This window comes from Lentzea sp. JNUCC 0626, from assembly GCF_043632865.1.
In the GTDB taxonomy this organism is placed as follows: Bacteria; Actinomycetota; Actinomycetes; order Mycobacteriales; family Pseudonocardiaceae; genus Lentzea.
This window is the reverse complement of sequence record NZ_CP171635.1, coordinates 10,178,973-10,203,228: the sequence shown is the minus strand read 5'-3', so window position 1 is coordinate 10,203,228 and position 24,256 is coordinate 10,178,973. Positions and strand designations below refer to the sequence as shown.

Below are 24,256 nucleotides of genomic sequence, written 5' to 3'. Positions count from 1 at the left end.
GCCGCCGAGCGACATACGCTGGGGCGGTGCCAGCGCAACCCGCGGACCGCCGCACCCGTCGCTCCAGAACGGCCCTCGAGGCCGCCCTGATGGAGCTGATCACCGAACGCGAGCTCGCCCAGATCTCGATCTCGGACGTCACCAAGAGGGCGGACGTCAACCGCTCGACGTTCTACGAGCACTACACCGGTCTGGACGACCTGGCGGCCTCGGCGTGCACCGCGCTGTTCGACGAACTGGTCACGTCCGCCCCGCTGTCCGGCTCGGACACGACCACGAACGTCCGAGAGGCCCAGAACTCGCTGACGGGCCTGTTCACCCACGTCGCCGAGCACGCGCGCCTCTACCGAGTCCTGCTCGGGCCGGACGGCAGCGCTCGGGTGATCAACCACCTGCTCGATCGCATCACGGCAGGCGCCCATAGCCGGGTCGAACCCGCCGGCGGGGGCTCCGCCGGGCACCACGACGATCTCGTCGCGCGCTCTCACGACCCGACGGCGGCCTTCACCGCGGGCGCTGTGGTCGGCGCCGTGGTCGACTGGCTCCGATGGGGATGCCCTGGCACCCCGGAGCGGATGAGCGCCCTGATCTCGCCTCAGCTCCTCGCGGCCGTGTCAGGCCGCGAGGAGCCTCGGTGACGGACGTGAGGCGGGCCTACAGCACGACCTGCCACTACGGCTTCAAGACATCGGACTGGGCACCGACGATTCGCATCTGCAAGCCGTCCACTGGACGCAGGAAGCCCGCGGTGACCGCGGCACAGGTCGCCTGGGTCCAAGCCCGAACGAACCCGCCATGACTGCCGTGGAGAGCCTTGAGCTGCTCCTGCGAAAACGGTTCGGTCGTGCCGAAGAGAAAGCAGAACTGCGCACCGGGCGGTTCACCACCACGCGCGTCTTGAAGGCCGCCGGCGACGACGTGGTGACAGTCCACCTGCCGTCGGGCGTCGCCGGTGTGCCGACGCGTAAACCTCAGCCACACCGGCGACGAAGTACTCCGATTGGACGTACCCGAACCGCGCCAGGTCGAACGTGGTGTGAGAAGCCAGGACCGGTGCTCCCTTCTCTCCCGTCACCGGCCCCGAGATCGACGACGACTCCTCAGCCGAATGCGCGGCTGAGGAGTCGTCGGACAACAGGAGCGCGCACAACGCGCTCCAAAGTGGACGGTACGTCCTGCTTCCCTCCTTCAGTTCACATGTTCGTCGAGCTCGACGTGTACGAGCGAAGACTCAGGAGAGGTTGATCCACCACTTGTTGACACCGGACGTGGCGGCCTGCGGAGCCTCCTGGTACGTCCCGCCACCGACAGCGGGATAGCCACATCGGTCGTTGTCGAAGGTCACAACCCAGATCTGCCGCTCCTGCGATCCCGGCGCACTTCCGTCCCGCACCACCCTGACGACTCCGGTGTTGAAGTCCTGACCCGCCTTGAAGCCCTTGACACAGCGAAAGGTGCCGTCGAGGAAGTCTAGCTGCACGCTCTTCGCGTAGGCCGGAATCCTCGATCCGGTCAACATGATGGCGAACTGGGTGCCTGCGGCGTGCGCCGGCGAAGAGACGAGAACGGCACCCGCGCAGAACATCGCGCAGGACGTCAACACGGACATGAAACGCTTGAACACGATCTCCTCCTGAGAGAGTCCACGAGCGGCCAGAGCAGTCAGCTGAGCTCGATCCGCCACCTGTTGACGCCCGACAGAGCGGCCTGCGGGGCCTCCCACGTTCCCGAGAAACGGGGGTCGATGTTGCCCTCGTCGCACCGCCTCGCGCTGTAAACGCCGATCCGAACCGACCTGGCCTCCGAGCCCGGCCTGCTCCCGTCCGGAACCGACTTGACGATTCCCGTGTCGAGGTCCTGGCCTGGAGTGAGATCCTTCACGCAGCGGACCCCCAGCCCGTCGAAGAGGTTCACCTCAGCACTCTTCGCCCAGGACGGGATCTTGGAACCGACGAAGATGATCCTGAACTGCGTGTCCGCGGCTTGCGCCGGCGAAGCGATCAGGACAGCACCCGTGCAGAAGATCGCTGCAGCGGAAAGCGTGGACAGCACTCGCTTGAACAAGGTCTCCTCCTGAGAAAACCAACTGAATCAACATTTCTCGTCCTGTGGCACGTCATCCGCCGACGGCCACCAGGTTCGTCACGCGCGCCCGGTCGCGGGCGGCGTTGTGGTGCTCCAGCACGAGCAGGCCGAGCGGCTTGTCCGCCACGACTGAGTTCTGGTTCCGGTTCACGACGAGTGCGGTCCCCGGCTTGGCCACGTAGGTGATCGCGGGGACGCCCCCGCCCCGCACGGAGTAGCCGGGCGCCAGCACGTCATACGAGAGCCACCCACTGAGCCGGTCGATCTCCGCAGTGTCCTGTCCCGGAGCCGGGTAGAAACCGAAGGAACCCGCGGTGTAGCTGATTCGGTGAGACGACTCGTTCGGGTCGATTCCGAGCGCCGCGATCCTCACCGGCAGCACCAGCACGTTCGTGTCGAACACGTTGGTGTCGACATCGCCGAACTGCCCGTTCACAGGCTGCACGTCGACGCTCGGGTTGTCAGGCTGTGTCAAAGACACGGTGTTGGCCACCAGCACGTCGGTGTCGGGCATCTTGGCCACGATGGTCTGGAACTCCGGCTTGCCGTCGGCATTGGTGTCGATGTCGACGAATATCTGCGTGGTGGAGCCGATGTTGGCCCAGTCACCCCATGTGGCGACACCGAACGCGAGCAGCGAGTCGTCCGGTTTGCCCGCCGCTTTCGTGTGCTGTGCCGTTGACGCCGCACCGACGTACCTCAGGTCGCCGCCCTTCGCGGTTTCGTTGACCGCGCACTCGATCACGACATCGGGACCGCAGTCACGAAGCTTCGGTGATTTCGCCTGCAACTCGAAAACGCTGACCAGCGATCGGTAACGCTCGGCACCGGCACCCTGGTCGAGACCCCCGCCGGTCAGGTTGAGCACCGCTTGGTCCCGACCGGGTGCGAACCTCACGGAGTCCGGAGCCCTCACTGACGACACGGGCTTCGGTGCCGAGTACACGGACACCCGCAGCGGCACGGTGGCACCGCTCTTCGGCACGAACACGACACGTCCTGAAGCGTCCGCGACGAACTGCCGGGCCAGCCCGGACTGCATCGCCTGCATCGTCGGGTCCATGACCTTGCGCAACGCCTTCGGATCGGTGATCTTCAACGTCACCTCGACGTTCGCGACGCCGCGCGGGGTCAGCGCGAGCGACTTCTTGTTCACTGTGTACTCGACGCCTGGGAGCGTGTGCACCGCTTCGTAGCCGACGGCGTACTCGGCCGGGGCAGCGCCCTTGTTGACGATCTTGAGGGTCTTGGTCACGGCGAGCGGGCCGGACACTTCCACCACACCGAAGTTGACCGACACCGCGCCGGGATCGTCGGTCACGTAAGGCAGCACCAGGTTGTCGACAGCGGCTTGGGCGTCGATCCGCCCGCTGCCGACGCGCTGCGGTCCGAAGGTGCGGCCGGAGGAGTCGTGCACGTCGTGTCCGGCGGTGCCCATCAACGCCGCCTTCACCTCTTCGACCGACCAGTCCGGATGGATCTGACGAACCAGCGCCGCGATACCCGTGGTGTGTGGTGCCGCCATGGACGTTCCGGAGAACTCACCCCAGCCGGTTCCGCTGCCGCGCAACGCCGAGACGATGGTGTCGCCGGGCGCCGCGAGATCGGGCTTGACCGCGGGACGCCGGCCGCCCCTGGAGGTGAACCCGCTCGCGGTGTCCGCGTCGGGCTGGTAGTACGACAGTCCGCTCTCGATCCCCGTTCCGGCCATCCGCAGCCGCAGCGAACCGGCGATGAGCGCGGGGCGGGCCGCGGCCGTGGCACTGCCGCGCAGCTGGAACATGGGAACGTCCTGGTTTCCGGTGATCGCGGCCCGGAATCGCTCCAAAGTGGACGCGAGAATCACTCCCTTCGCGCCGGCGTTCTGGGCGTGTCCCGCACGCACCGCGGTCCCGCACGCGCGGGTCGCGTCGTTGTCGTCCCACTCGAGCCACACGATGTTGCCTGCCGCCTTGGCAGAGTCCGCGGCGGAGTAAGGCGCGCAACCGTCGTTGTTCGCCTGCGACAGGGCGGCGGCGGGTGCGGTCAGGTCGAGGGTGCCGAAGTGGGTGTACGCCTTGCTGAACTGCCCGGTCAACCGTCCGGGGACCGGCGCGGTCATGTCGATCACGTCGGTCTTGATCGCCGCGTCGAGCGTGCTTCCCACCGCCAGCGCCTCGACCACGTTGGCCGGCGTTCCACCCGCGTCGTTGACGTCACCGCTGTTGCCCGCGGAAACGACCGTCAAGACGTTGTTCTCGGCCAGCTTGCGCACGAAGAGCGAGTTCGGGTCGTCCGCCATGCCGAAGTCCTCACCGAGCGAGAGGTTCAGGACGTCGAGGCGGTCGGAGAAGTCTCCGTCGCCGTCAGGGTCGAGCGCCAGGTCGAGCGCCTGGGGGACGACGGCGCTCGACCCGTCACAACCGAACACCTTGATGGCGTACAGCAGTGCCTTCGGTGCCGTGCCGGGTCCGATCTTCATCGCGTTGAGCTCGTCGGCGGTCAGCTTCGCGTAGTCACCGGTGAAGGTGCTGCCATCGGCGTTGACGCCGAACCCGGCGGCGGTGCCCGCCACGTGTGTGCCGTGGGTGCTGCACGGCAACGGGTTCGAATCCGGCTCGGGCACCAGCGATCCTCCTGTCGTCCCGCTGGCGTCGTAATCGTCACCCACGAGATCAACACCGCCGATCACCTTGGCGGAGGGGAACAACGGGCTGGGCTTGGTGCGGTCGGTCTCCTGGTAGGCCTGGGGCGTGCCGGGACCACCGAAGTCGGCGTGCGTGTAGTCGATGCCGTCGTCGACGACGCCGACGCGCACGCCGTCGCCGAACTTCCCGGTCTGCTGCCAGGTGTTGAGCGTCCTCGTCAGCTGCACCGCGCCGGCGTTGGTCCGCCTCATCGGTACGACGGTCCGCATCGAGACGACATCGGAGCGTTTGGCCAGGTCCCGCAGGGTAGCCGCGTCAGCGGTCACGACCGCGCCGGGAACCGCGTTCGCAGTCTGGGTGATGAGCCGGGCGCCGGCATCGGCTGCCTTCAACTGCCGGACGACCGAGTCGACAGCACGGACGGTGCCGTCCCTGACCTCGCGCACGGCCTGTTTGGCCTTCTCCTTGCCCGTGCCCTTTCTCCGTTCTCCGTTGAAGGCGTCGACCGCGGGCGTCCGGGTCAGTTCGACAAACGCGGTCACCTGGCCGCGTGCGGAGCTCAGGCGAGGCTCGATCTTGTCCGTCAGCAGGGCTCGCTCGATCCTGGCGCTGCGCACGCCCTGTGCGAGCTTCGCCGCCTGCGCTGTCGCCGTCGGCGCACCCGCGACGGCGGCTATGAGCACGCCGGCGAACAACGTCGCCGACCAGCGCCACAGCCGCCGGGACCGGCGTGATGTGATCATCCCCATCCCTTGTCCGTCTCCACACCGCAACTTTCCTTCAGGTCACCCTCCTCTGGCCGGTCGGGTGCCGGATTTGCGCGGAGTCGCAGATGATTTCCGCACATCGCTGGCGGCGCCCCCGAACATCGGCGCACTTCGTCCGCTGAACGCGGAAGAAAACACGAAAATCGAGCATGCGACCTGGTCGTGCTCCATGCCGTCCCAGACTGTCCAATATGAACACTCGTACGCACGCCCGCAGGCTCGCACGGAGTTGCGGAATCGTCCTCGTCGCCGGTGCTCTCGCAATGGCGACCTCGGTGTCCGCTCACGCGGCGACCCAGTGGGAACTCTTCGGGGGCAGGTACATCTGGTTCGTCTCTCCGAGCGTTCCCAACGGCGCCTGCATCTCGTCGGGCGGAACGTACTCGGACGAACCGGGAGCACGAATCAGCACGCTCCTCTTCACGAACGACAGCAGCTGTTCGAACGGCGCAGGGACTCAGTGCAAATCGACAGTTCCCGTCGGCCCCGACGTCGGGCACCTGCGCTTCAACGCCGCCACCTGCCAGTGGGTCGTTCAGTAGCCACCGAACGACAGGGGCACAGCTGAACGCCTTCGGTTCACGTCCGCAGAACAGGGAAAAAGATCCAGCGCGCGTGAAACTCGACCGAGTGGCGCACATCTCACTTCCACACTGTCCACCATGAACACCAAGCCTCGTGTCCGAGGCATCGTCAGAACCTGCGGCGTCACACTGATCGTCGGCGTCTTCTCCCTGGCGAGCTCGTTGCCCGCCACAGCCGCGACGCAGTGGCAACTGACCGGCGGCAGGTACATCTGGTTCAGCACCCCCGGAGCCAAGGGCGCCTGCGTCCCATCCGGCGGATGGAGCTCGGTCGCACCGGGGGCTCAGATCGACACGATTCTCTTCAACAACAACAGCGGCTGCACGGATGGCGCCGGAAAACAGTGCAAGTCCACGGTTCCCACCAGCCCGGCCAGTGGTCACCTGGAGTTCGACGCGACCACCTGCGCGTGGACCGTCATGGTCAGCGAACCGGTCTGATCTTCTTGCAGCAGTCCGACAAACGAGGAGAGATCATGATTCGTTCAGTTCGCGCGGCACTGGCCGGTAGTGCCGCAATCGTCGCAGCCGCAACGCTTCTCGCGGTTCCCGCCGAGGCCGCCACGCATCTTCCCGACAACCAGTGCAGCGCGCCGCAGGGACAGTTCTGCCTGGCCGTCCACAACAGGAGTGCCAGGGACGCTTACGGGCTCTACAGCTTCCGCGCCCCCAACGGCACCTGCATGACCTACAAGGGCGACTGGGGTCCGGGCGACACGGTCGGATGGGACGTCCACGTGGCCGACGAGAAGTACCCCAGGATCAAGGCCTACCGGAAGACCGCCTGCGCGGGCGACAGCCAGTCCGGTACGTCGCAAAACCCCTCGTACCACCAGGGTCGATACCTCGTCGTCTCGATCACCGGCGAAAAGGCGAGTTGACGGTCCGTTCGACCGGCGACAACCGCCAGAGGGGTCCCGCGGGCTTGCCCGCGGGACCCCTCTGGAGCTTTCTGCGGTTCAGACGCTCACACCGGAGCGCTGGGCGGTCGCGAGCGAGAGCTCGGACGGACGAGCCTCGGTCTCGGACTCTTCGATCGCCACGACGGTTTCACCGTTCGAACGATGGCGGTAGGGAACGGCCAGAGCGGCGACGATCGCGAGGACGCAGATGGCGCCCGAGATCACGAACGACGTGGTGTAGCCGTCGATGGTAGGCAGCGGAACACCGGCCGAGGTGTTGGCCGCGAGGATCGCGGTGGCGACAGCCGTTCCGATCGAACCACCGACGGACCGAAGCGTCTGGTTGACGCTGTTTGCGACGCTGGTCTGCTCCGGGGACACACCGCTGTTGAGCAACGTCGGCATCGCCCCCATCGCCAGTCCCAGGCCGAGGCCGAGCAGGCCGGTCGCGACGTAGAAGTGCCAGTGCTCGGTGTGCAGGACCAGCAGGAAGGCGAACGTGGCCGTGGCGACGACGGTGCCGATCACCATGGGCCACTTCGGGCCGATGTGCTTGATCAGCATCGAGACGGCGGCGGCCGCGACCAGGGTTCCGGCGGTCAGCGGGAGCAGGGTCAGACCGGCGCCGAGAGCGTCGGCACCGAACCCGTAACCGAAACGGCTCGGCGTCTGCACGAACTGGATGACGAGCACGAACGCGCCGTACATGCCGGCTCCGGTCAGGAAGGCAGTGAGGTTGGTGCCGAGCACCACCGGCTTGCGCATCATCGACATGTCGATGAGCGGCTTGCTCACGCGCTGCTCGACGAGGTAGCAGGCCACCAGCAGCACCAGCGCGCCGACGAACAGGCCGAGCACGGTCGCGGAGCCCCAGCCCCAGCTCGGACCGCGGTTGATGCCGAGCACGAGGCACACCAGGCCGCCGCTCAGCGTCAGCAGGCCCCATACGTCGACGCGGAAGTCGTTCACCCGCTCGGGCAGCCGGATGAGGGTGGCGACGCCGAGCAGGCCAGTCGCGGTGGCGGCAGCGGAGATCCAGAACATGCCCTGAGCCGTCATGCCGGCGTTCACCAGGACGCCGGAGATCAGCAGACCGGCGCCTGCGCCGATCCCGGTGAGCGCGCTGAGCAGCGCGAGGCTGGAGGGCACCCGGTGCGGCGGGAAGATCGATCGCACGATCCCGATCGCGAGGGGCATCGCGGCGAAGCCCATGCCCTGCAGCGCACGACCTGCCAGCACGAGCGGCAGGGTGGTGGACACCGCCGCGAGCACCGAGCCCGCGGTGGCGAGCCCCAACGTCATCATCAGAACCCGCTTGCGGCCCAGTGCGTCACCGAGGGAACCGAGGAACGGGGTGAACACGGCCGCCGACAACAGGTTGACCGTGACCACCCAGGACACGTCCGCCATCGAGACTTCCAGCGACTTCGCCAGTCCGGGGAGGATCGGCATCACCAGGCTCTGCATCACCACGATGGCGAACGTCGAGAGCGCGAGCACGAGCAGCACGGCTGTAGGCGCTGTGCCCTTGCGGTGGGATGTCGCGGCTCCGGGTCGCGACGCGAGCAGTTCGGCCATTGCGGGGCTCCTAAGTAGTCAACTGACGACTTAGACGATAAGCTCTGCGACGAACATAAGTCAACGATTGACTACTTACTTGTCCGTGATGGTCGTCACCAGGCGTTTGCGCTGGTCTAGACTCAAGTCGTCGATCGACGATTTCCCAGGAGGGCAGCGATGGCAACGGAAAGCGATCAGGTCGCCCGACCTCGCCGCCGGGACGCGGTGGCGACCCGCAAGGCCCTGCTGGACGCGGCACGCGCGCTGATGGCCGAGCACGGCGTCGCGGGAACGAGCACCCGCGATGTCGCGACCGCGGCGGGCGTCAACCAGACGCTGGTGTACCGCTACTTCGGCTCGAAGGAGAAGCTCTTCTCCGAGGCCGCGGAGAGCAACGTCACCGGGGCCGACCTCATCATCGAGCAGACACCGCTGGACGAACTGGTCTCCGCGTTGCTCACCCGCGTCCTCGGCATGTCCGCGACGTCCGGAGCAGACACGGACATCGCGGCACTCGCCTCCGCCGCCAACGACGAAACCGTCCGGGCGATCATCCGCGAGCGGATCGAGCGCGGCTTCGGCGATCGACTCGCCCAGCGGCTCGACGGTCCGGATGCCGCCCTGCGCGCCGAACTGGTCGCCGCGATGATCACCGGGATCGCGTTTCTCTACCGCAAGATCGGCACCACAGCCCTCACCGGCGCGGACAGAGCGACCTTGGACGGCTGGGTCCGCAGCATGGCGGCGCCGCTGCTCGCCTCGCCCGAGGCCGGAAACCACTGATGCGACAGGCGGAGTGCGGCGCATTCGCGCGCCGCACCCCATAGGGCACCCGTCGCGCCGTGACCACCGCCACGGCGATCAGAACATCGTGTTGTCGTTCTTGGACGTGGCCGGGATGACCTGCAGCACGTCCCAGTGCTCGACGATCTTCCCGTTCTCGTCGAACCGGAAGATGTCGATGCCCGCGTAGTCCTCGTCCGGCCAGCTCTGGTGGCAGTGCAGGACGACGTGGTCCTTTTCGGCGAGGGCGCGCTTGAAGGTGACGCGCTTGCCGGGGTACTCGGCCGCCATGCGCTCGAAGTAGTCGATGAACGCCGGCTTGCCGTCACCGACGTGCGGGTTGTGCTGGATGTACGTGTCGCCGGCGTACAGGGCGATGGCTTCGGCGGGCCGGCATTCGTTGAACATCAGTTCGTAGAAGGCCTTGGCAGTCGCCTTGTTCTTTTCCAAATCATTCATCGGGCCACCTTAACCCCAGGGGCGGTCACAGCTCATCCACGCTTGCTTCGACACTGGACGTAGGCGACGAACTGGTTTTTTCCCACGGTCGGCATGTCGTAGCTGTCCACCGCTTGCCCGTCTTCTTTCTGGCACAGGGCCTCGGTTGCAGACTTGTCCGCGCTCGCCGCCTCGAACGAAGTGCGGTCGGGTCCGTGGACGGTCCACTCGTCGGCAGCCTGTGCCGACGTCGTCACCACGCCGACAAAGGCCGCGGCGCAGAGTGCCGAGATTGCAGCTTGACGAATTGCATTGTTCATGACAAAACTCCACATCCACAGTCGCCGCAAATGCGAGTGTCGGTCGCACCGGCTGCCCCGGCAACCCGAGCGATCAATTTCAGAAAAGTTCGGAAAATTTTACTCATAATCATCAACGATAGGATCCAGGGATCATGAATCGGAAACGCGCAGTGCTGGCGGGCATCGTGGCCGCGACCACGGCCTCGGTCGGCATCGTGGTGCTGGCGGCGGGCCCGGCCCTTGCAGGGCCGCCCCCCTGCAACGAGTCGGACACCGCCAACAAGGCTTGCGTCGTGGTCATCTACAACAACACTCCGGTGAAGAGCATCCGCGTCAACGGCCGGTGCCTGGTGGGTCCGAGCGGGTACCACGGCGACGTCTCGGTCAGCGTCAACGGCACTCCGGAAACCAAGACCTACCGCGGCAGCAAGTGCGAAGGCAACACTCAGACGTCCGCGACTGTTCGCTGGCTCGGAGCAGGCATCGACGGATACCGCCAGGTGAAGATCACGAACTGATCCCCGTCACTGGCTCCGCCCAGCGCGACATGACAGGTGACGGCGGGAAGTCGTGGCAGGACTTGTTCTTCCGCACACCCCGGTCCGGCCGGGACTCCCCGTCGTCACATTCAGCCCCCGGAGCTCGCCACGGCGCGGAGCCGGCACTTCCCGCGCACATTTCACACACTTCCTCGAGGTGTCGACTGTCGGCGAAATCACTTCATTCCGTTTCGGCACTGCCGAGGGTTTTCCCCTGAGGTGCCTGCGGATACCCTGATTCGCCGCTCGAAATCGTGTTCATCGAAGATCGTGATCGGCAATCTGTCCCAACGTATGCCGCCGAGAGGGGTTGCGTGGAACCCCGCGTTCTCACTGAAGGGCTGAGCAAGTCCTATGGCGACGTCGATGCCCTCGTCGACGTCTCCGTCTCGGTCGGGGCGGGCCGGGTGCTGGCCGTGCTGGGCCACAACGGCGCCGGTAAGACGACGTTGGTCGACGTTCTCTCGACCCGATGTGTCGCGGACTCCGGTGTCGCGCGGGTGTGCGGATTCGACGTCGCACGGCAGGGGAACCAGGTCCGCCGGAGGATCGGCGTCGCGACGCAGTTCACCGCCCTCGACGACGCGCTGTCCGGCAGGGACAACCTCATCCTGCTCGCCCGCCTGCTCGGAGACAGCCGCAGACAGGCTCAGGCGGCGGCAGACGAGCAGTTGGCGGCGTTCGGGCTCACCAGGGCAGCGAACCGCTTGGTCCGTACCTATTCCGGTGGAATGCGCCGCCGGACGGACCTGGCGGCGTGCATGCTCGGCCGCCCGCTGGTGCTGTTCCTCGACGAACCGAGCACGGGCCTCGACCCGGTGGCGTGCCGCCGGCTGTGGCACAAGATCAAGAAACTCGCCGAGGAGGGCATCACCATCGTGCTGACCACCCAGTACCTCGAAGAGGCAGAGCGCCTGGCCGACGACGTGATCGTGCTGGCAGGTGGCCGAGTGGTGGCGGCGGGTACGCCGCGGACCTTGAAGGAGGGCGTCGGCAGAAGGCTGCTGACCCTGACGTTCCTCAACCCGGGGCAGGGTGCGGCCGCGACGAACTGGCTGCACAGGAGCGGCTTGGAGGCAGTGCGGAACCACGAGGGCAGCACGCTGACGGTCCCGTTGCGCCACGCCCAGCAGGCGGTCGCCGCGATGCGGGTGGTGGATGCGATGAGGCTGGTGGTGACCGACGTGCGGGTCACCGAGCCCACTTTGGAGGACGTGTACCTCAGCCTGTACCGGGACCCCCAGAGGAAACGCTGATGCGCGCGGCGCGGCGAGCCTCGCACCGAACGCGGGGCGGCTTGGCGCACCAGGTCCGCGTTCTCACTGGCCGCTACCTGCGGCAGTCCTTCGGCGACGCCCGGCTGTTCTTCCTCGGCCTGGCCCAGCCCACGGTGCTGCTCCTGCTGTTCAGCCAGGTCTTCGCGGGAGTCGCTGTGATGCCCGGTGTCGCCCGCTACGACGGTTATCTCCACTTCCTGCTACCCACGACCTTGGTCAACATCGCGCTCAGCGCCGCGATGAGCGCCGGCTACGGCCTGCTCGGCGATGGCTACACGGGTTTCGCGGGGCGACTGCACACGATGCCGGTGACCAGGATGTCCTTGGTGCTGGCCCGCACCCTCGCCGACGCCGTCAGGCTGGTGGTGCAGCTGGCCGCGGTCGTGCTGATCGCCGTGGTCGTGCTCGGTTACCGGCCGGGGACCTGGTCGGGACTGCTCGCCGCCCTTGGCGTGACCGTGGTGATCGGCTGGTCCATGAGCTGGCTGTTCCTCGCGATTGCGGCATGGCGGCCGAGACTGGAAGCGATGCAGGCGGTGACGTTCGTGGTGATGTTCCCGTTGATGTTCACCTCCAGCGCCTACATGCCCGTCGAGACCATGCCGCCGTGGCTCCGCGTCGTGACGAGGTTCAACCCGGTGACCTACTCAGTCGACGCGACGAGGGCTCTCGTGGTCGGCGCCCCCGCCGAAGACGCGCTGATCATGGCTTTGGCGCTGACCGCGGCATGCGCACTGATCGGAGCGACCGCGACCTGTCTGCGTGTGTCCCGCAGGCGGTGACACCCGCGGGAAATGCGCCGGATCAAACCAACCTCTCCACCACGTCCGCGGCCGCGCACGCACCCCCGGCGGCGACGAAGGAGTCCCGGACGCGCCGTGCCGCGGCGGTGAACGACGGTTCGGTCAGCACGTCGTCGAGCGCCTTGCCGATGTGAGCGGCTTTCGCGTGCGAGAAGCGAAGCCGCACCCCCGCACCCGCCCGTGCGACCTGGGCAGCGACGACCGGCTGATCGTCTCTGATCGGGGCGAGCACCAGTGGTACCGCCTGCGCGAGTGCCTCACAGGTGGTGTTGTGTCCCGCATGACAGACGACGGCCGCCATGTGCGGCAACAGGGCCTGCTGCGGCAGCCAGGGCACGCGGACGAAGGCGCCTTCCACGTCGCGCAGGCTGTGACCAGGATCGGCGAACACGCCCTGCACACCAGGCCGGTCCCGCAGCGCCGACGCGCACTCGCGCAGGAAACCGGCGGAGACGTCGACGTTCTCCGTGCCCATGGTGACGAGCACCTTGGGCCGGGCGGGGTCGAGCGCGTCCCACGGGAATCCGCCGCCGTCGGCACGTCGCCGAACGGGACCCACGAAGTGCACGGGCACAACGGGATCACCGACCAGTGCCGTCGTGCTGAACGCGACGACCAGGTGCGGCGAGAACCGGAGATCACCTTCGGCCGCAGGATCGCCGAACTGCGTCCGCAGACAGCCCAGCAGGCCCGCCAACCAGACCCGGAGCTGAGGCAGCATCGCCAGTGGATCCACCAGTTCGGACGAGGTGGTCGCCATGGTCGCCCACGGGATGCCGGCCCGCTCGGAGACCAGTGCACCGGCCAGTGCCTGCTGATCGGTGAGCACGACGTCCGGCCTCGCGCGTGCGACCGCCTGCCGAACTCCAGGCTCCATCCAGCACGCCAGCGGGATCAGCACTCGTTCCCAGAGGTGTTCGAGCGCCGCGAACCCTCGCAGGCCCGAAGACCGCGGAGTCAACGGCGCCCGGCCGGTGTCGTGCACGGGCCAGCGGCCGGGCAGCGTTCTGGCCAGCACGGACGCGTCGCCCGCCCAGGCGACCTCGTGCCCGCGGTCGCGCAGTTCCTCGGCGACCCCGATCACGGGGTTCACATGACCGGTGAACGGCGGTACCACGACCAGGAACCTGCTCACCGGACCGCCCTCGCCTCGACGTGCACGCGCGCGATCCAGTCCAGGATCACCGGCCGGATCTCGTGATGGCGTGCGACGAGCACGGAGTGGTCCTGTCCGTCGACGACGGCGGTCTCGCAGCGCGGCAGCATCCGTTCCAGCCCGTGCAGGTCCTCGCTCTGGAACCCCTCACTGCCCACAATGGACAGCACAGGGGCCATGAGCCTCGCCAGCTGCGCGTCGTCGTGCGCCGGTCCGCTCGGAACGTCCTGCACGATGCTGGTCGCGCGGATGACCTCCGCCGCCGCGGCGGCGAGCCGCGCGTGGTGGTGGCCGAAGGTGTCCTCGACCCAGGCCAGGTACCGCTCCGCCTCCATGCCGTCAACCACACCGTTGAGCGCTCGCGCCATCTTCTCCGACCAGAGCGGAGTCGCGGGCTCCGCCTCGATCGCGACGATGCTCGCGACCCGCTCCGGGTACGCCGCCGCGAAGCGGAACGCGATCGTGCCGCCGAAACTGTTGCCCACCAGGTGAACCGGCTCGCTGATCCCGATGCCGTCGATCAGCTCGCGCAGGTCGGCGACGAAATCCGCCAGCCGGTAGCCACGAGCGGGCCGGTCACTGCGGCCGTGGCCACGCAGGTCGTAGGTGAGCACGTCAAACCCCGCCGCGGCGACCGGTGACGCCAGGGTGAGGTAGAAGCTCGCGAGGCTGTCATAGCCCAGCCCGTGCACGAACACCACCTGCGGAGCGGGCGAGCAGGGCGCGTTCTTCGGTGGCAACCGCTGGTAGTGGGTGCGAACCCCGTTCGTCACCAGGAAGCTCACGCTGGGGTGCTCGCCTTCTTCTCGAGCGACGAGACCACGAAGTCGACCAGCAGACCGAGGCGCAGGCCGATCACCCTGTCCATCTTGAGATCAGCGAGGAACTCGGCCAGGTTGACGTGCTCGCCGTACCGATCGGCGATCATCGCGCCCAGGCTGACGAGGTCGATGCTCTCGAGTCCGAGGTCGTCGTGGAACCTGCTGTCAGCGGTGATCTCGACGTCGTCGAGACCGTATTGGTCGAGCAGGTCGGTCACCATCGTCGCGATGTCCTCGAGTACCTCGGCCGCGGAGGGAACGGCGGAATTCGTCACGGTTGTCTCCTTCACGTGCAACGGACTCGGTAACTGCGGGGTGGCAGTCCACCCGGATTGCTGATCGAGTTGCCGGACGGGTCCACTCCGCCGTCCGGCTCGGAGACCTCGACGGCCGGTCTGGGGCCGGGACCGGCCGGACGCACGACCGCCACCCCCACCTCGGCGTGGTGGGCGACCGCCACCTCGAGATCGGGAAGGTCGAGCCCGTGCTCGCCCATCACCAGGACCTGGCCGGGGATGTGCCGACGCACGCGAAGTTCGGCCGGGTAGATCGGACCGGCTCCGTTGTCCCACAACCAGCCGCGCACGGCGTCCTTGGCCGCGATCAGTTCGAGCAGCCAGGCACGGCGCTTCGCCGGCGGCAACCGGTCGTACTCCTCGCATTCGGCGAGGCCCGCGTATCGGTGGAGGTAGAACTCCCTCGACGCCAGAGTCCGCCAACGCTCGGCGACCCACCACCATCCGCCGGGGTGGTGCTCGGACAGCGTCGCGAACGCTGGCGCCCGATGCACCGCTCCTCCCCGTTCGTCGCTGTCGAACCGCCTGTCGACCCAGCCGTGCACCAACATGATCGGCACGCCGTACCGGCACAACTGCCCTTCGACAGTCACCGCGTCCTCGTCGATGTCGGTCACCCTGATCAGACAGTCGACCTCCGCGCCCGCCGGCGGCTCGGGACCGTACAGGTCGATCCTGGCGATCCGGGTGGGCAGCGCTATCCAGCGTCCCGACTCGTTCTCGACCAGCCACTGACCGAGGAACTGGCCGAGGTTGTCCAGCAGACCGCCGGGAACGTCCGGCGTCGTGATCACCCCGGTGATTGTCCTGTTCGACACACCGACCGTGCGGGTCATTCCCCGCCATGCCGGGCCGTGGAACATCCAGCCCTGCCGGTAGATCTCGGCCGCGGTCAGCGCCGGCCGCCGCTCCTCGCCTGCGCGCCAAGGTGCGGGTGGCGGCGGGTAGCGCGTGCCGAACAGCGCCGTCGACTCGGCGTGGTCACCCAGCCGCACTCGCGCCCGGTCAGCACCAGCGTGCTCGACCGCCAGGGTCACCTGCTGCGGCGGCGAGGCGGTCAGCCAGCGGTGGAACCGGACGTCTTCGAGCGCGACGACCACCCGGCTCGGACAGGCACGCTCCGCTGCGGCGATCATGTGCGCGACCATCGTGGTCGCGGGCATCACGGCACGCAGGTCTTCGTCCTGCGGCCATCCGGCACGCTGGCGCATCAGGCTGTGATCCCTGAGGTACGGCATGGCTCGCAGGGACACTTCGAGGGTTTCCCGCTGTTCGCCACTGCCCGCCGCGCGGAGGACCTGCGCCACGGCCTCGGCCATGTCGTCGAGAAACCCTGCCATTTCAGCGGCGAGCGGCACGCTGACGCCCAGCGACACCAGACCCGCGTGTCCGCGCGGATTCCCTGGCTCGGGCACGGTCTCGGGAGCAGGCGGCTCCAGTGCGGAGAAGTCGGGCTCCGCTCCCTCCACCCACAGCGCCACCGCGCACCGGCGCAGCTGGTCCAGGCCGGTCCGTTGGGCCGAGTTCGCCGGTACCACGAGGAAGTCGGCGTCCGGGACGTCGTGCCGGAGCGTGTCCTCGACGAGCGAGCCGAGCTGCCCGGGACCGAGCTGCACGAAGACTCGTACCCCGGTGGCGTACAGGCCGCCGATCACCTGCCGGAAGCGCACGGGCTCGACGAGGTGCCTCAGGCACAACGCTTGCGCGGCCGTCTGCTCGTCCGGGAACGGCGCGGCGGTCGTGGCCGACCAGACCGGTGTGACGGCCGGCCGCATCGGCAGGCTCGGCATTCCGTCGCGGAAGTAGCCGAGGTACGGCTCGAGCATCGGGGTGTGGAACCCGGACCGGAACGGCAGCGGCTCGCAGATCACCCCGCAAGCCCGCAGCTGCGCGACGACGTCGGCGACCGCGCTCTCCGGACCGCAGATCACCGTCTGGTTGGCCGAGTTCTCGTGGGAGATCACGACCTCCGGGCGACCGGCGAGCACAGGACGGGCCCGCTCGGGTGAGCAGCCGAGAACAGCGAACTCCACCCCCGGCACCCGCAACGCGTCAAGATCCGCGTGCGCGACCATCGCGTCGAACGCCGCACCGGAGACGATACCGCCGGAGATCATCGCCGCCCACTCGCCCACGCTGTGCCCTACGACCGCGGCAGGCCGGATGCCGACCCGCCGCACAGCCGCGTCCAGCAACCGTCCCACGGCCATCACCGCGGCACCGTGCCTGCCCACGGTCGTGGTCGAGATCTCGGGAACCGGGAGTCCGAAGTGCTCGGCCACGTCGTCGACCCGAGGTTCGAAGCACGCTTCCAGTCCCGGGAAGATGAACACGACGCCCGCGTCGCCCGCGAGCAGCGGCCTCGGGCTGAACCAGAGGTCGCCACGCTTGCGAACCGGATTCCCCTTCAACACCAACCGCCGGGCAGCGTCGAGCCGCTTCGGCGTCGGGTCCACCACACCCAGGCGTGGACCGCGCCCTCGGTAGGCCGGTCGTTCCGGTGGCGAGTCCGGGTCGACCCCGTCGAGTGCCGCCAGCAGGCCGGCCAGGTCCGGTGCGGCCAGTAGCAGCACCCGGTCAGCGACGGCAGCGACGGGGCGGGTGGTCGTCATCGGCCTACCAACCCTGGGGCGGCGTAGAGGACAGCCGGAGCGTCGCCCCAGGCCAGCTCGCGGATGAGCGCGGCTACCGCGGCGTCCGGATCCAGCAGACCGATTCCGCGCTCGTCGTAGGAACGGGCCAGCTCCTCGGTCACCATGCCACCGTGCACTCCACGCGGCGCCCACGGTCCCCAGTGGACGGTCACCGCACGAGAGCCGGACCTCCCCGACCACTCGGTGCCCACCGCTTCGAGCGCGTCGTTGGCAGCGGCGTAGTCGCTCTGTCCACGATTGCCCCGCACAGCGGCGATGCTGCCGAAGAACACCACGATCCCCGGTTGTTCTGGCAGATCGTCGAGCGCACCGAGCAGTCCGCGCGCACCGTCCACTTTGGTGCGGAACACCCGGGAGAACGACGTGGGCTCCTTGTCGGCGATCAGCCGATCTTCGATGACGCCCGCCGCGAAGATCACGCCGTCGAGCCGTCCGCGCTCCGCGTGCACCTGTTTGACCAGACCTCGCACCGCGTCCGGGTCGGTCACGTCGGCGGCGTGGTAGGTGGCGAGACTGCCGAGCCCGCGAAGCTCGGACAAGGTGGCTTCGACCTCGCGGCGGGCCAGGACCTCCCTCGCCCTCCTGTCGTTCTCGGCCGGCTCCCGGTGCCCGAGCGCGGCCAGCGCGCCGCGCAGTGCGGGCAGGTCGGCCGCGGCGGCCACCTCGGCCGGTTCCGCTTCGGCGGATCGGGCCGTGCGCCCGACCAGCTCGATCCGGCACCGGGTCGCCGTGGCGATCGCGACCGCGACCTTGGCGGTGATGCCGCGTGCGCCGCCCACGAGCAACACGACGGAATCCGCGGTCAGGCCGGCGGCGGCGAGTTCCGCGGCGCCGTCCCCCGCCGGACCCGCACCGGTGAGCGCGAGACCGCCGAGCCGGGCCGGGACCAGTCGCGGGACGAGCCGCTGTTCCCCCGCCAGCACGACCGGCGCGTCGTTGCCGTCCTGCAGCTCGGAGATCACCGTCTCGGCGATCTGGTCCACGTCGGTGACCTGGTCGAGTTCGATCACCCGGGTCAACGTCAGCGGGTACTCCCGTTCCAAGCTCCGGAAGAACCCGCGCAGGCCCCACGTCTGTGCACCGGCGGCGGCCACCGCGACGCACCATTGCACGCGGGAGAGCGCCGCCCGGAAGAGCGGGAAGATCTCGGGAAGCACCGGCTCGGTGGCCACCGTCAACCCGTGCAACGACACCAGGCCGTCGATGTCCGGAACCGCGTCGAGCTGCTCGACGCTGTCGGCCATCACCGGCAGAGCACCACTCGCCGACAGCCGGTCGGCCAGCGCCTCGGCGACGTTCCGTTCTCCACCGGCGATGACGATGGTCGCACCGACGAGCGCAACCGGATCGGCGGCGATCTCGGCTTCGACCAGCTCCAGGACGAACCGGCTGGGTTCGACACCCGCTGGGGCACCGCCCACCGCGATCGCCGCTTCCGGCTCAGCCTCGGAACTGGCGACGGCGACCGCGCTCTTACCGCCGCCGAGCACCTTCGCCATGTCCGCGGCCGTCCGGCTGCGGATCAACTCCTCGACGAACGACCTCCCGTTCTCTGTCCTGCCCGCGAGCTCGCCCGCGATCTCCGTGCGCTTGATGGAGTCCACCGACAGATCCGCCTCGAGGTCGAGGTCGGAATCGATCATGTCCGGCGGATACCCGGTCCGCTTGCTGATCACGGCGACCACGGCGGTCAGCAGATCGGTCTCGGCAACCGCTTCGGCCTGCTCGGCAGGTCGCGGCGGTGCGGCGGCCGGCGCAAGCGCTCGCACCGCCGGCAGCTCCACCACGGGCGTGGACGCGACGGCCCCCGCGCCGGAGGAGCCGAGGTAGCCGAGCATGACGTCGCGCTGCGCGGCGACGAGCTCGCGGCTGGCCCTGAGGAACTCGGAGACGAGCGCCTCGCGCCCGGACGGAGTGGTCACGGCGGTCGTCCTCGAATCAGTGATCGTGGTGATCCTGCGGGCAGGAGTCAGTCCTCCCGGGACGACGTCGCCGTCCTTGGTACGCACCAGATGCCCGTCGACGGTCCAGCGCGGCCGCGCGGGTGGCTCGGCGAAGGTGAGGTCCATGGCGTGCCTGCCGCTGTGCAGCGGGCCGGGCCGCACGTCGATGCCTGCCGCGGCAAGCCTTGCCAGTGCGGTCAGCAGACCTCGGAGACCGTTCTCCCCTGGAGTGACCACGGTGTGCGGCCGATCACCCAGGATCTTGCCGACCAGCCCGCCGAGCACCGATCCTGGCCCCGCCTCGACGAAGACCCTCGCGCCGTCGGCGTACATGGCCTCGATCTGTTCGGTGAACAGCACCGGCGAGCCGATCTGCGCGGCCAGTTCGGCCCGCACGGCGCTGGCGCTCCGCTCGTACCGGGCCGCCGTCCTGTTCGCCCACACCGGACGGTCTGGTTCACGGATGCCGGTGTGGGCGAGCACTGCACCGAACACAGGACCTGCCGCCGCCACCACGGGGCTGTGGAACGCGCAGGCGACCGGCAACGCGGTGGCGCTCAGCGACGCTTCGGCCAGCGCGGACATCGCGGCGTCGACCGCGGCCGACGGACCGGAGATCACCGTCTGCTCGGGTGCGTTGTGGTTTGCGATCACCGGACGGGCGCCCGGCAACTCGGCCAGCACCCGCTCGACTGCGGCGCGCGGCGCGGACACGGCCGCCATGGCTCCGGGATCATCCCCCGCCGCGTCCACAATGGACCTGGCACGGGCCCTGCTGATTTCCAGGAGCACGGTCGGCTCGAGTGCACCCGCCGCCGTGAGCGCGACCAGTTCGCCGTAGCTGTGCCCGGCGAACATGTCAGCGTGGACGCCGAGCCGCGTGAGCAGGTCGTGCACGGCGAGACCCGCGATACCGAGTGCGGGTTGGGCGAGCTGGGTGTCACGCAACCGGTCCTGCTGGGCCCGCGTCTCGTCCAGGCCGAAAGCCGCTCGCGGAAACATGGCGTCGACCTCGGGCCCGCCCATCCGGGCGACCCGGCGCAGCTCCGGGAAGGCCACGAACAGCTCGGCGAGCATGCCGGGACGCTGACTTCCCTGTCCGGGAAAGAGCACGGCCACCTTGCCGTCCGGGACGTCCTGGCAGACCAGCACCCCGTCCGGTGTCTCACCGCTGGTCACGGCTCCCACGAGACGGGCCAGCTCGTCCAGTCCGCCGGCGACGAACGCCAGGCGCACCGGCGCGTCCTCGACCGAGTTCCACACGGAGACCGTCTTCGCGAAGTCGCGCAGCGCCCGCGGTCGCCCCGCGGAGTCGTTCGCCAGCAGCAAGGTGCGCAGCCGCTGGAGCTGGCGGACAGCGCCTGCATGGTCGCGAGCCCGGACGAGGAAGAGCTCCTGCGGCCAGTCGACCTGTGCGTGCCGGACCAGCTCTGCCGAGCCGTGCCCGGACAGGACCAGGTGGAAGTTCGTGCCGCCGAAGCCGAACGCGCTGATCGCGGCCACCCGGTTCACCGCGGCCGTGAGCCACGGAACGGGCCGGGTGCGGAACACGAACGGGCTCTTCGCCGCGTCCCAGGCCGGGTGGGGCGTGCTGATCCTGGTCGGCGGCAGCACTCCGGTGTGGACCGCCATGGCCATCTTGATCAGCCCTGCCAGTCCTGCGGCGCACTTGGTGTGCCCGATCTGCGACTTGACCGAGCCGAGCTGGCAGCTACCGGGAGTCGCGCCGCCGTCCGTGAAAGCCTCATCGAGCGTGGTGAGCTCGGTCCGGTCGCCCAATGCGGTGCCGGTGCCGTGTGCTTCCAGCAAACCGATCTGGGACGGCGACAGGCCCGCGTTGCGGTAGGCCCTGTCCAGCGCCCGGCGCTGACCTTCGGTCCGGGGAGCGGTCAGTCCCATCGCCCGGCCGTCGCTGCTGCTGCCGATGCCCTTGATCACCCCGTAGACGCGGTCACCGTCGCGTTCGGCGTCCGCGAGCCGCTTCAGGACGACGCAGGCCACTCCCTCGCCCAGCGCGATGCCGTCGCCGTCGGCGTCGAAGGGACGGCACCGCCCGGTCGGCGACAACGCGCCCACCGACGAGAACATCAGGAAGTCCTCGATGGAGTTGTGCAGATCCGCGGCGCCGCACAACACGACGTCGCTGTCGCCGGCGAGGAGCTCCTTGCACGCGAGGTCGACCGCGGCCAGCGACGAACCGCACGCCGCGTCGACGATGTAGTTGGCGCCGCCGAGGTCCAGCCGATTGGCGATCCGGCCCGCGATGACGTTGGCCAGCTTGCCGGGGAACGAGTCCTCGGTGAGCCGGGGCAGTTGCTCGTCGAGCGCTGCCGGCAGTTCCGTGAGATAGGCGCGCAGCATCATGCGCAACGTCTTGGCACGAGCCAGGTCGCTGCCTGCCTCCGTGCCGAAGATGACGCTGGTGCGTTCCCGGTTGAACGGCCTGTTCTCGTAGCCTGCGTCGTCCAACGCGCGCCTGGCGGCTTCGAGTGCCAGCAGCTGCACCGGTTCGATCGAGGCCAGCGCCGTCGGCGGGATGCCGTAGCGGAGCGCGTCGAACGGGATCCGCGGCAGGAACCCGCCCCACTTCGAGTACGTCCGGTCGCCAGTGCTCGGCGTCGTGTCCTCGGTGTGGTAGACGTCCGGGTCCCACCGGTCCGGCGCCACCTCGGTGACGGCGTCGACGTTGGCGAGGACGTTCGCCCAGAACGCCGGCAAATCCGCCGCACCGGGGAACATGCCGGACATCCCGACGATCGCGACGTCCAGCGGCGCCGGGGGCTCGTCCTCGGTGACGACGGCGGGCACTGCCCTCGCGGCGAGGAACTCGACGGCACCGTCGGTCACCTCGGTGTGCAGCGCGGCGATGTCGGTCGCGGCCGATCTCAGCACCGCCACCTGGCCCGCCATGAACATGCCCTCGTCGTACTGCTCGGACTCGTCGACGCTCACCAGCAGATGACCCTCGCGGCGGATTCCCTTGCTGGCGATGCGAAGCCTGCCGACGTTGAGGTCTTCGAGCTGTTGCCACGCCTCACGTCCTGCCACCCCGTGCTCGGCCAGGTCGCGCCGGATCGCGTGGAACTCGTCGGTGAACGGGCTCGGCAGGCACCGGGTGACGTGCCCTGGCGCGGTTTCCAGCAGCACCGTCTGTTCCGCGGCCACCACCTGTTCCTGGAACAACGGCTGCACAGCGCCATGTGCCACGGCTTCTTCGGTGAAGAGGTAGGCCGTCCCCATGAGCACACCCACCGCGACCCCGCATGCGGTCAGCGGCGCCGCCGCGGTCGAGACCATCGCCGCCGACCGCGCGTCGTGGATGCCGCCCGCGAACAGGACGTTCAGTTCTCCGGGGTCGCCACCACCGGCGACGAAGTCGAGCAGCACGTCGATCGCCGCCTGCCACAGGCAGAAACTCGAACGCGGCCCGACGTGCCCACCGCATTCCGAGCCCTCGAACACGAACCTGCGCGCGCCCGCGTCGAGGAACTGCCGCAGCAGCGCGGGCGAAGGCGCGTGCAGGAAAGTGGCGATCCCGGCGTTCTCCAGCTCGGCAGTCTGGTCGGGCCGCCCGCCCGCGATGAGCGCCGCGGCAGGACGGAACTCACGGATCACCTGGAGCTGCGACGCGCGGACCTGGTCCGGGGCGAACCCGAGGACACCTACGCCCCACGGGAGATCACCCAGTTCGGTCTTGGTCAGCGTGAGCAAGTCCCTGGTCTGCTCCGCGGTGGACAGCGCGAGCGCGAGGAAGGGCAGCGCGCCGGCTTCGGCGACGGCCCTCGCGAAACCGGCCTGGTCGCTCACCCTCGTCATCGGCCCCTGGACGACCGGAAGCGCGGTGCCCATCGCACGGGCGAACGCCGACCCCGGCTGCACCGCGACCTCGCCGAACCGCTCCGGCGAGCGGGCAACGCCGTCGACGGCCTCCTCGACGGCTTTGATCGCACGTGCGGCGGACCCGTACCGCTCGGCGAACACGAGCGCCATCGCGCAGTCCGCGCCGATCGGAACGGGCACGTCACCGGGCTGCGGCATGTCCAACGAGTGGTAACCGTCAGCGAGCATGGTTCCGGTGCCGTTGCTCAGTGCGATCCGGGCCTGCACCGAGTCCGGAAGTGCCGACTCCGGCAGCAACGCGAGCTGGGAATCCAGCACGACACCGGCCGCGCCACCCACGACGGCCGCCGCCGCCGTCGCGGGCCCGATGCCGCCACAGGCCCAGACCGGCAAGGTCAGCAACTCGTCGCCGAGAACCTGTTGGAGCAGCACGAACGAACCGAGGTCACTGACGTGACCGCCGGACTCGGCGCCGCGCGTGATGAGACCGCTCGCGCCCAATGCCTGAGCCGCACGACCTTGAGCCGAGGAAGTCACCTCGGCCAGCACAGCCCAGTGCTCAGCCACCTCGGGCACCTGCCAGGGCGAACCGGGACCGAGCACCACCGCGCTGATGCCGTTCGTACCGACCACGTCGAACACTTCGGAGATCGACGCACGGCAGTCCGCGGCCACCCGCACACCGAGAGCCTTGCCCTGCGCAGTGTCGAGGACCTTGGCCAGCTGGTCCATCGCGCGCCGGTCTCCGATGCCGAGATCGAGCACCCCCAGCGCCCCGGCCCAGGCTGCAGCCGCGGCAAGAGTCGCGTCAGGCACCTCGCCGGGCGTGATGGCGACGACGCGCCAACCCGAAGTCGTCGGTGATTCCATGGCGAACTC

Annotated in this window: 21 protein-coding genes; 7 read left to right on the top strand and 14 right to left on the bottom strand. The window is 68.7% G+C overall.

The window, feature by feature from the left end; translation table 11 throughout:
* Positions 1-26: 26 nt before the first annotated feature.
* A complete protein-coding gene (locus tag JNUCC0626_RS47875) occupies positions 27-638 on the top strand; it encodes a TetR/AcrR family transcriptional regulator (protein WP_394617246.1) in 612 nt (203 codons plus the stop codon).
* Positions 639-672: 34 nt separating this feature from the next.
* Here JNUCC0626_RS47875 and JNUCC0626_RS47870 read toward each other — a convergent pair whose 3' ends face one another.
* From JNUCC0626_RS47870 to JNUCC0626_RS47845, 6 genes are all read right to left on the bottom strand, one after another.
* Positions 673-933 (bottom strand): alpha/beta hydrolase domain-containing protein, encoded by a 261-nt coding sequence (locus JNUCC0626_RS47870; RefSeq protein WP_394617245.1) that lies wholly within the window; start codon positions 931-933, stop codon positions 673-675.
* Complete coding sequence (locus JNUCC0626_RS47865; RefSeq protein WP_394622259.1) at positions 881-1,075, bottom strand: alpha/beta hydrolase domain-containing protein; 195 nt, start codon at positions 1,073-1,075, stop codon at positions 881-883. Before JNUCC0626_RS47865 ends, JNUCC0626_RS47870 begins: the two co-directional genes overlap by 53 nt.
* 156 nt (positions 1,076-1,231) lie before the next feature.
* Positions 1,232-1,624: a hypothetical protein gene (locus tag JNUCC0626_RS47860; protein ID WP_394617244.1), complete on the bottom strand. Its 393-nt coding sequence runs from the start codon at positions 1,622-1,624 to the stop codon at positions 1,232-1,234.
* A gap of 38 nt (positions 1,625-1,662) precedes the next feature.
* Positions 1,663-2,064 carry a hypothetical protein gene (locus tag JNUCC0626_RS47855; protein WP_394617243.1) on the bottom strand — a complete coding sequence of 134 codons (402 nt, stop codon included), beginning with the start codon at positions 2,062-2,064 and terminating at the stop codon, positions 1,663-1,665.
* Positions 2,065-2,116: 52 nt separating this feature from the next.
* Positions 2,117-5,455: a S8 family peptidase gene (locus tag JNUCC0626_RS47850; protein ID WP_394617242.1), complete on the bottom strand. Its 3,339-nt coding sequence runs from the start codon at positions 5,453-5,455 to the stop codon at positions 2,117-2,119.
* A gap of 307 nt (positions 5,456-5,762) precedes the next feature.
* Positions 5,763-5,891 (bottom strand): hypothetical protein, encoded by a 129-nt coding sequence (locus JNUCC0626_RS47845; RefSeq protein WP_394617241.1) that lies wholly within the window; start codon positions 5,889-5,891, stop codon positions 5,763-5,765.
* 250 nt (positions 5,892-6,141) lie between these two features.
* On the opposite strand from JNUCC0626_RS47845, the gene JNUCC0626_RS47840 reads away from it, so the two are divergent.
* A complete protein-coding gene (locus tag JNUCC0626_RS47840; protein ID WP_394617240.1) occupies positions 6,142-6,504 on the top strand; it encodes a hypothetical protein in 363 nt (120 codons plus the stop codon).
* A 35-nt stretch (positions 6,505-6,539) separates the two neighbouring features.
* Entirely contained in the window at positions 6,540-6,944 is a 405-nt protein-coding gene (locus JNUCC0626_RS47835; protein ID WP_394617239.1) for a hypothetical protein, read from the top strand.
* A gap of 78 nt (positions 6,945-7,022) precedes the next feature.
* Here the strand turns inward: JNUCC0626_RS47835 and JNUCC0626_RS47830 are convergent, their stop codons facing one another.
* Positions 7,023-8,543 carry an MFS transporter gene (locus JNUCC0626_RS47830; RefSeq protein ID WP_394617238.1) on the bottom strand — a complete coding sequence of 507 codons (1,521 nt, stop codon included), beginning with the start codon at positions 8,541-8,543 and terminating at the stop codon, positions 7,023-7,025.
* Between the two features lie 159 nt (positions 8,544-8,702).
* On the opposite strand from JNUCC0626_RS47830, the gene JNUCC0626_RS47825 reads away from it, so the two are divergent.
* On the top strand, positions 8,703-9,308 hold the full coding sequence (locus tag JNUCC0626_RS47825) for a TetR/AcrR family transcriptional regulator (protein ID WP_394617237.1): 606 nt from the start codon (positions 8,703-8,705) through the stop codon (positions 9,306-9,308).
* Between the two features lie 78 nt (positions 9,309-9,386).
* On the opposite strand, the gene JNUCC0626_RS47820 is transcribed toward JNUCC0626_RS47825, so the two are convergent.
* On the bottom strand, positions 9,387-9,767 hold the full coding sequence (locus tag JNUCC0626_RS47820; RefSeq protein WP_394617236.1) for a nuclear transport factor 2 family protein: 381 nt from the start codon (positions 9,765-9,767) through the stop codon (positions 9,387-9,389).
* A 32-nt stretch (positions 9,768-9,799) separates the two neighbouring features.
* The gene (locus JNUCC0626_RS47815; RefSeq protein ID WP_394617235.1) at positions 9,800-10,066 is read right to left on the bottom strand and encodes a hypothetical protein; all 267 of its coding nucleotides are present in this window, start codon (positions 10,064-10,066) and stop codon (positions 9,800-9,802) included.
* A 134-nt stretch (positions 10,067-10,200) separates the two neighbouring features.
* Between JNUCC0626_RS47815 and JNUCC0626_RS47810 the strand changes: the two genes are divergently transcribed.
* The 3 genes from JNUCC0626_RS47810 (at position 10,201) to JNUCC0626_RS47800 (ending at position 12,646) form a co-directional block, all read left to right on the top strand.
* The gene (locus tag JNUCC0626_RS47810; RefSeq protein WP_394617234.1) at positions 10,201-10,566 is read left to right on the top strand and encodes a hypothetical protein; all 366 of its coding nucleotides are present in this window, start codon (positions 10,201-10,203) and stop codon (positions 10,564-10,566) included.
* A 335-nt stretch (positions 10,567-10,901) separates the two neighbouring features.
* Positions 10,902-11,843 carry an ABC transporter ATP-binding protein gene (locus JNUCC0626_RS47805; RefSeq protein WP_394617233.1) on the top strand — a complete coding sequence of 314 codons (942 nt, stop codon included), beginning with the start codon at positions 10,902-10,904 and terminating at the stop codon, positions 11,841-11,843.
* Complete coding sequence (locus JNUCC0626_RS47800) at positions 11,843-12,646, top strand: ABC transporter permease (RefSeq protein ID WP_394617232.1); 804 nt, start codon at positions 11,843-11,845, stop codon at positions 12,644-12,646. The genes JNUCC0626_RS47805 and JNUCC0626_RS47800 overlap by 1 nt, the downstream gene beginning before the upstream one ends.
* A 22-nt stretch (positions 12,647-12,668) precedes the next feature.
* Here the strand turns inward: JNUCC0626_RS47800 and JNUCC0626_RS47795 are convergent, their stop codons facing one another.
* The 5 genes from JNUCC0626_RS47795 to JNUCC0626_RS47775 are packed head-to-tail and all read right to left on the bottom strand — an operon-like array spanning position 12,669 to position 24,247.
* A complete protein-coding gene (locus JNUCC0626_RS47795; RefSeq protein ID WP_394617231.1) occupies positions 12,669-13,802 on the bottom strand; it encodes a glycosyltransferase in 1,134 nt (377 codons plus the stop codon).
* Positions 13,799-14,608 carry an alpha/beta fold hydrolase gene (locus JNUCC0626_RS47790; RefSeq protein ID WP_394617230.1) on the bottom strand — a complete coding sequence of 270 codons (810 nt, stop codon included), beginning with the start codon at positions 14,606-14,608 and terminating at the stop codon, positions 13,799-13,801. Before JNUCC0626_RS47790 ends, JNUCC0626_RS47795 begins: the two co-directional genes overlap by 4 nt.
* Positions 14,605-14,919: an acyl carrier protein gene (locus JNUCC0626_RS47785; protein WP_394617229.1), complete on the bottom strand. Its 315-nt coding sequence runs from the start codon at positions 14,917-14,919 to the stop codon at positions 14,605-14,607. The genes JNUCC0626_RS47790 and JNUCC0626_RS47785 overlap by 4 nt, the downstream gene beginning before the upstream one ends.
* Positions 14,920-14,930: 11 nt before the next feature.
* A complete protein-coding gene (locus JNUCC0626_RS47780; RefSeq protein WP_394617228.1) occupies positions 14,931-17,552 on the bottom strand; it encodes an acyltransferase domain-containing protein in 2,622 nt (873 codons plus the stop codon).
* Entirely contained in the window at positions 17,549-24,247 is a 6,699-nt protein-coding gene (locus JNUCC0626_RS47775; protein ID WP_394617227.1) for an SDR family NAD(P)-dependent oxidoreductase, read from the bottom strand. Before JNUCC0626_RS47775 ends, JNUCC0626_RS47780 begins: the two co-directional genes overlap by 4 nt.
* Between the last annotated feature and the right edge of the window lie 9 nt (positions 24,248-24,256).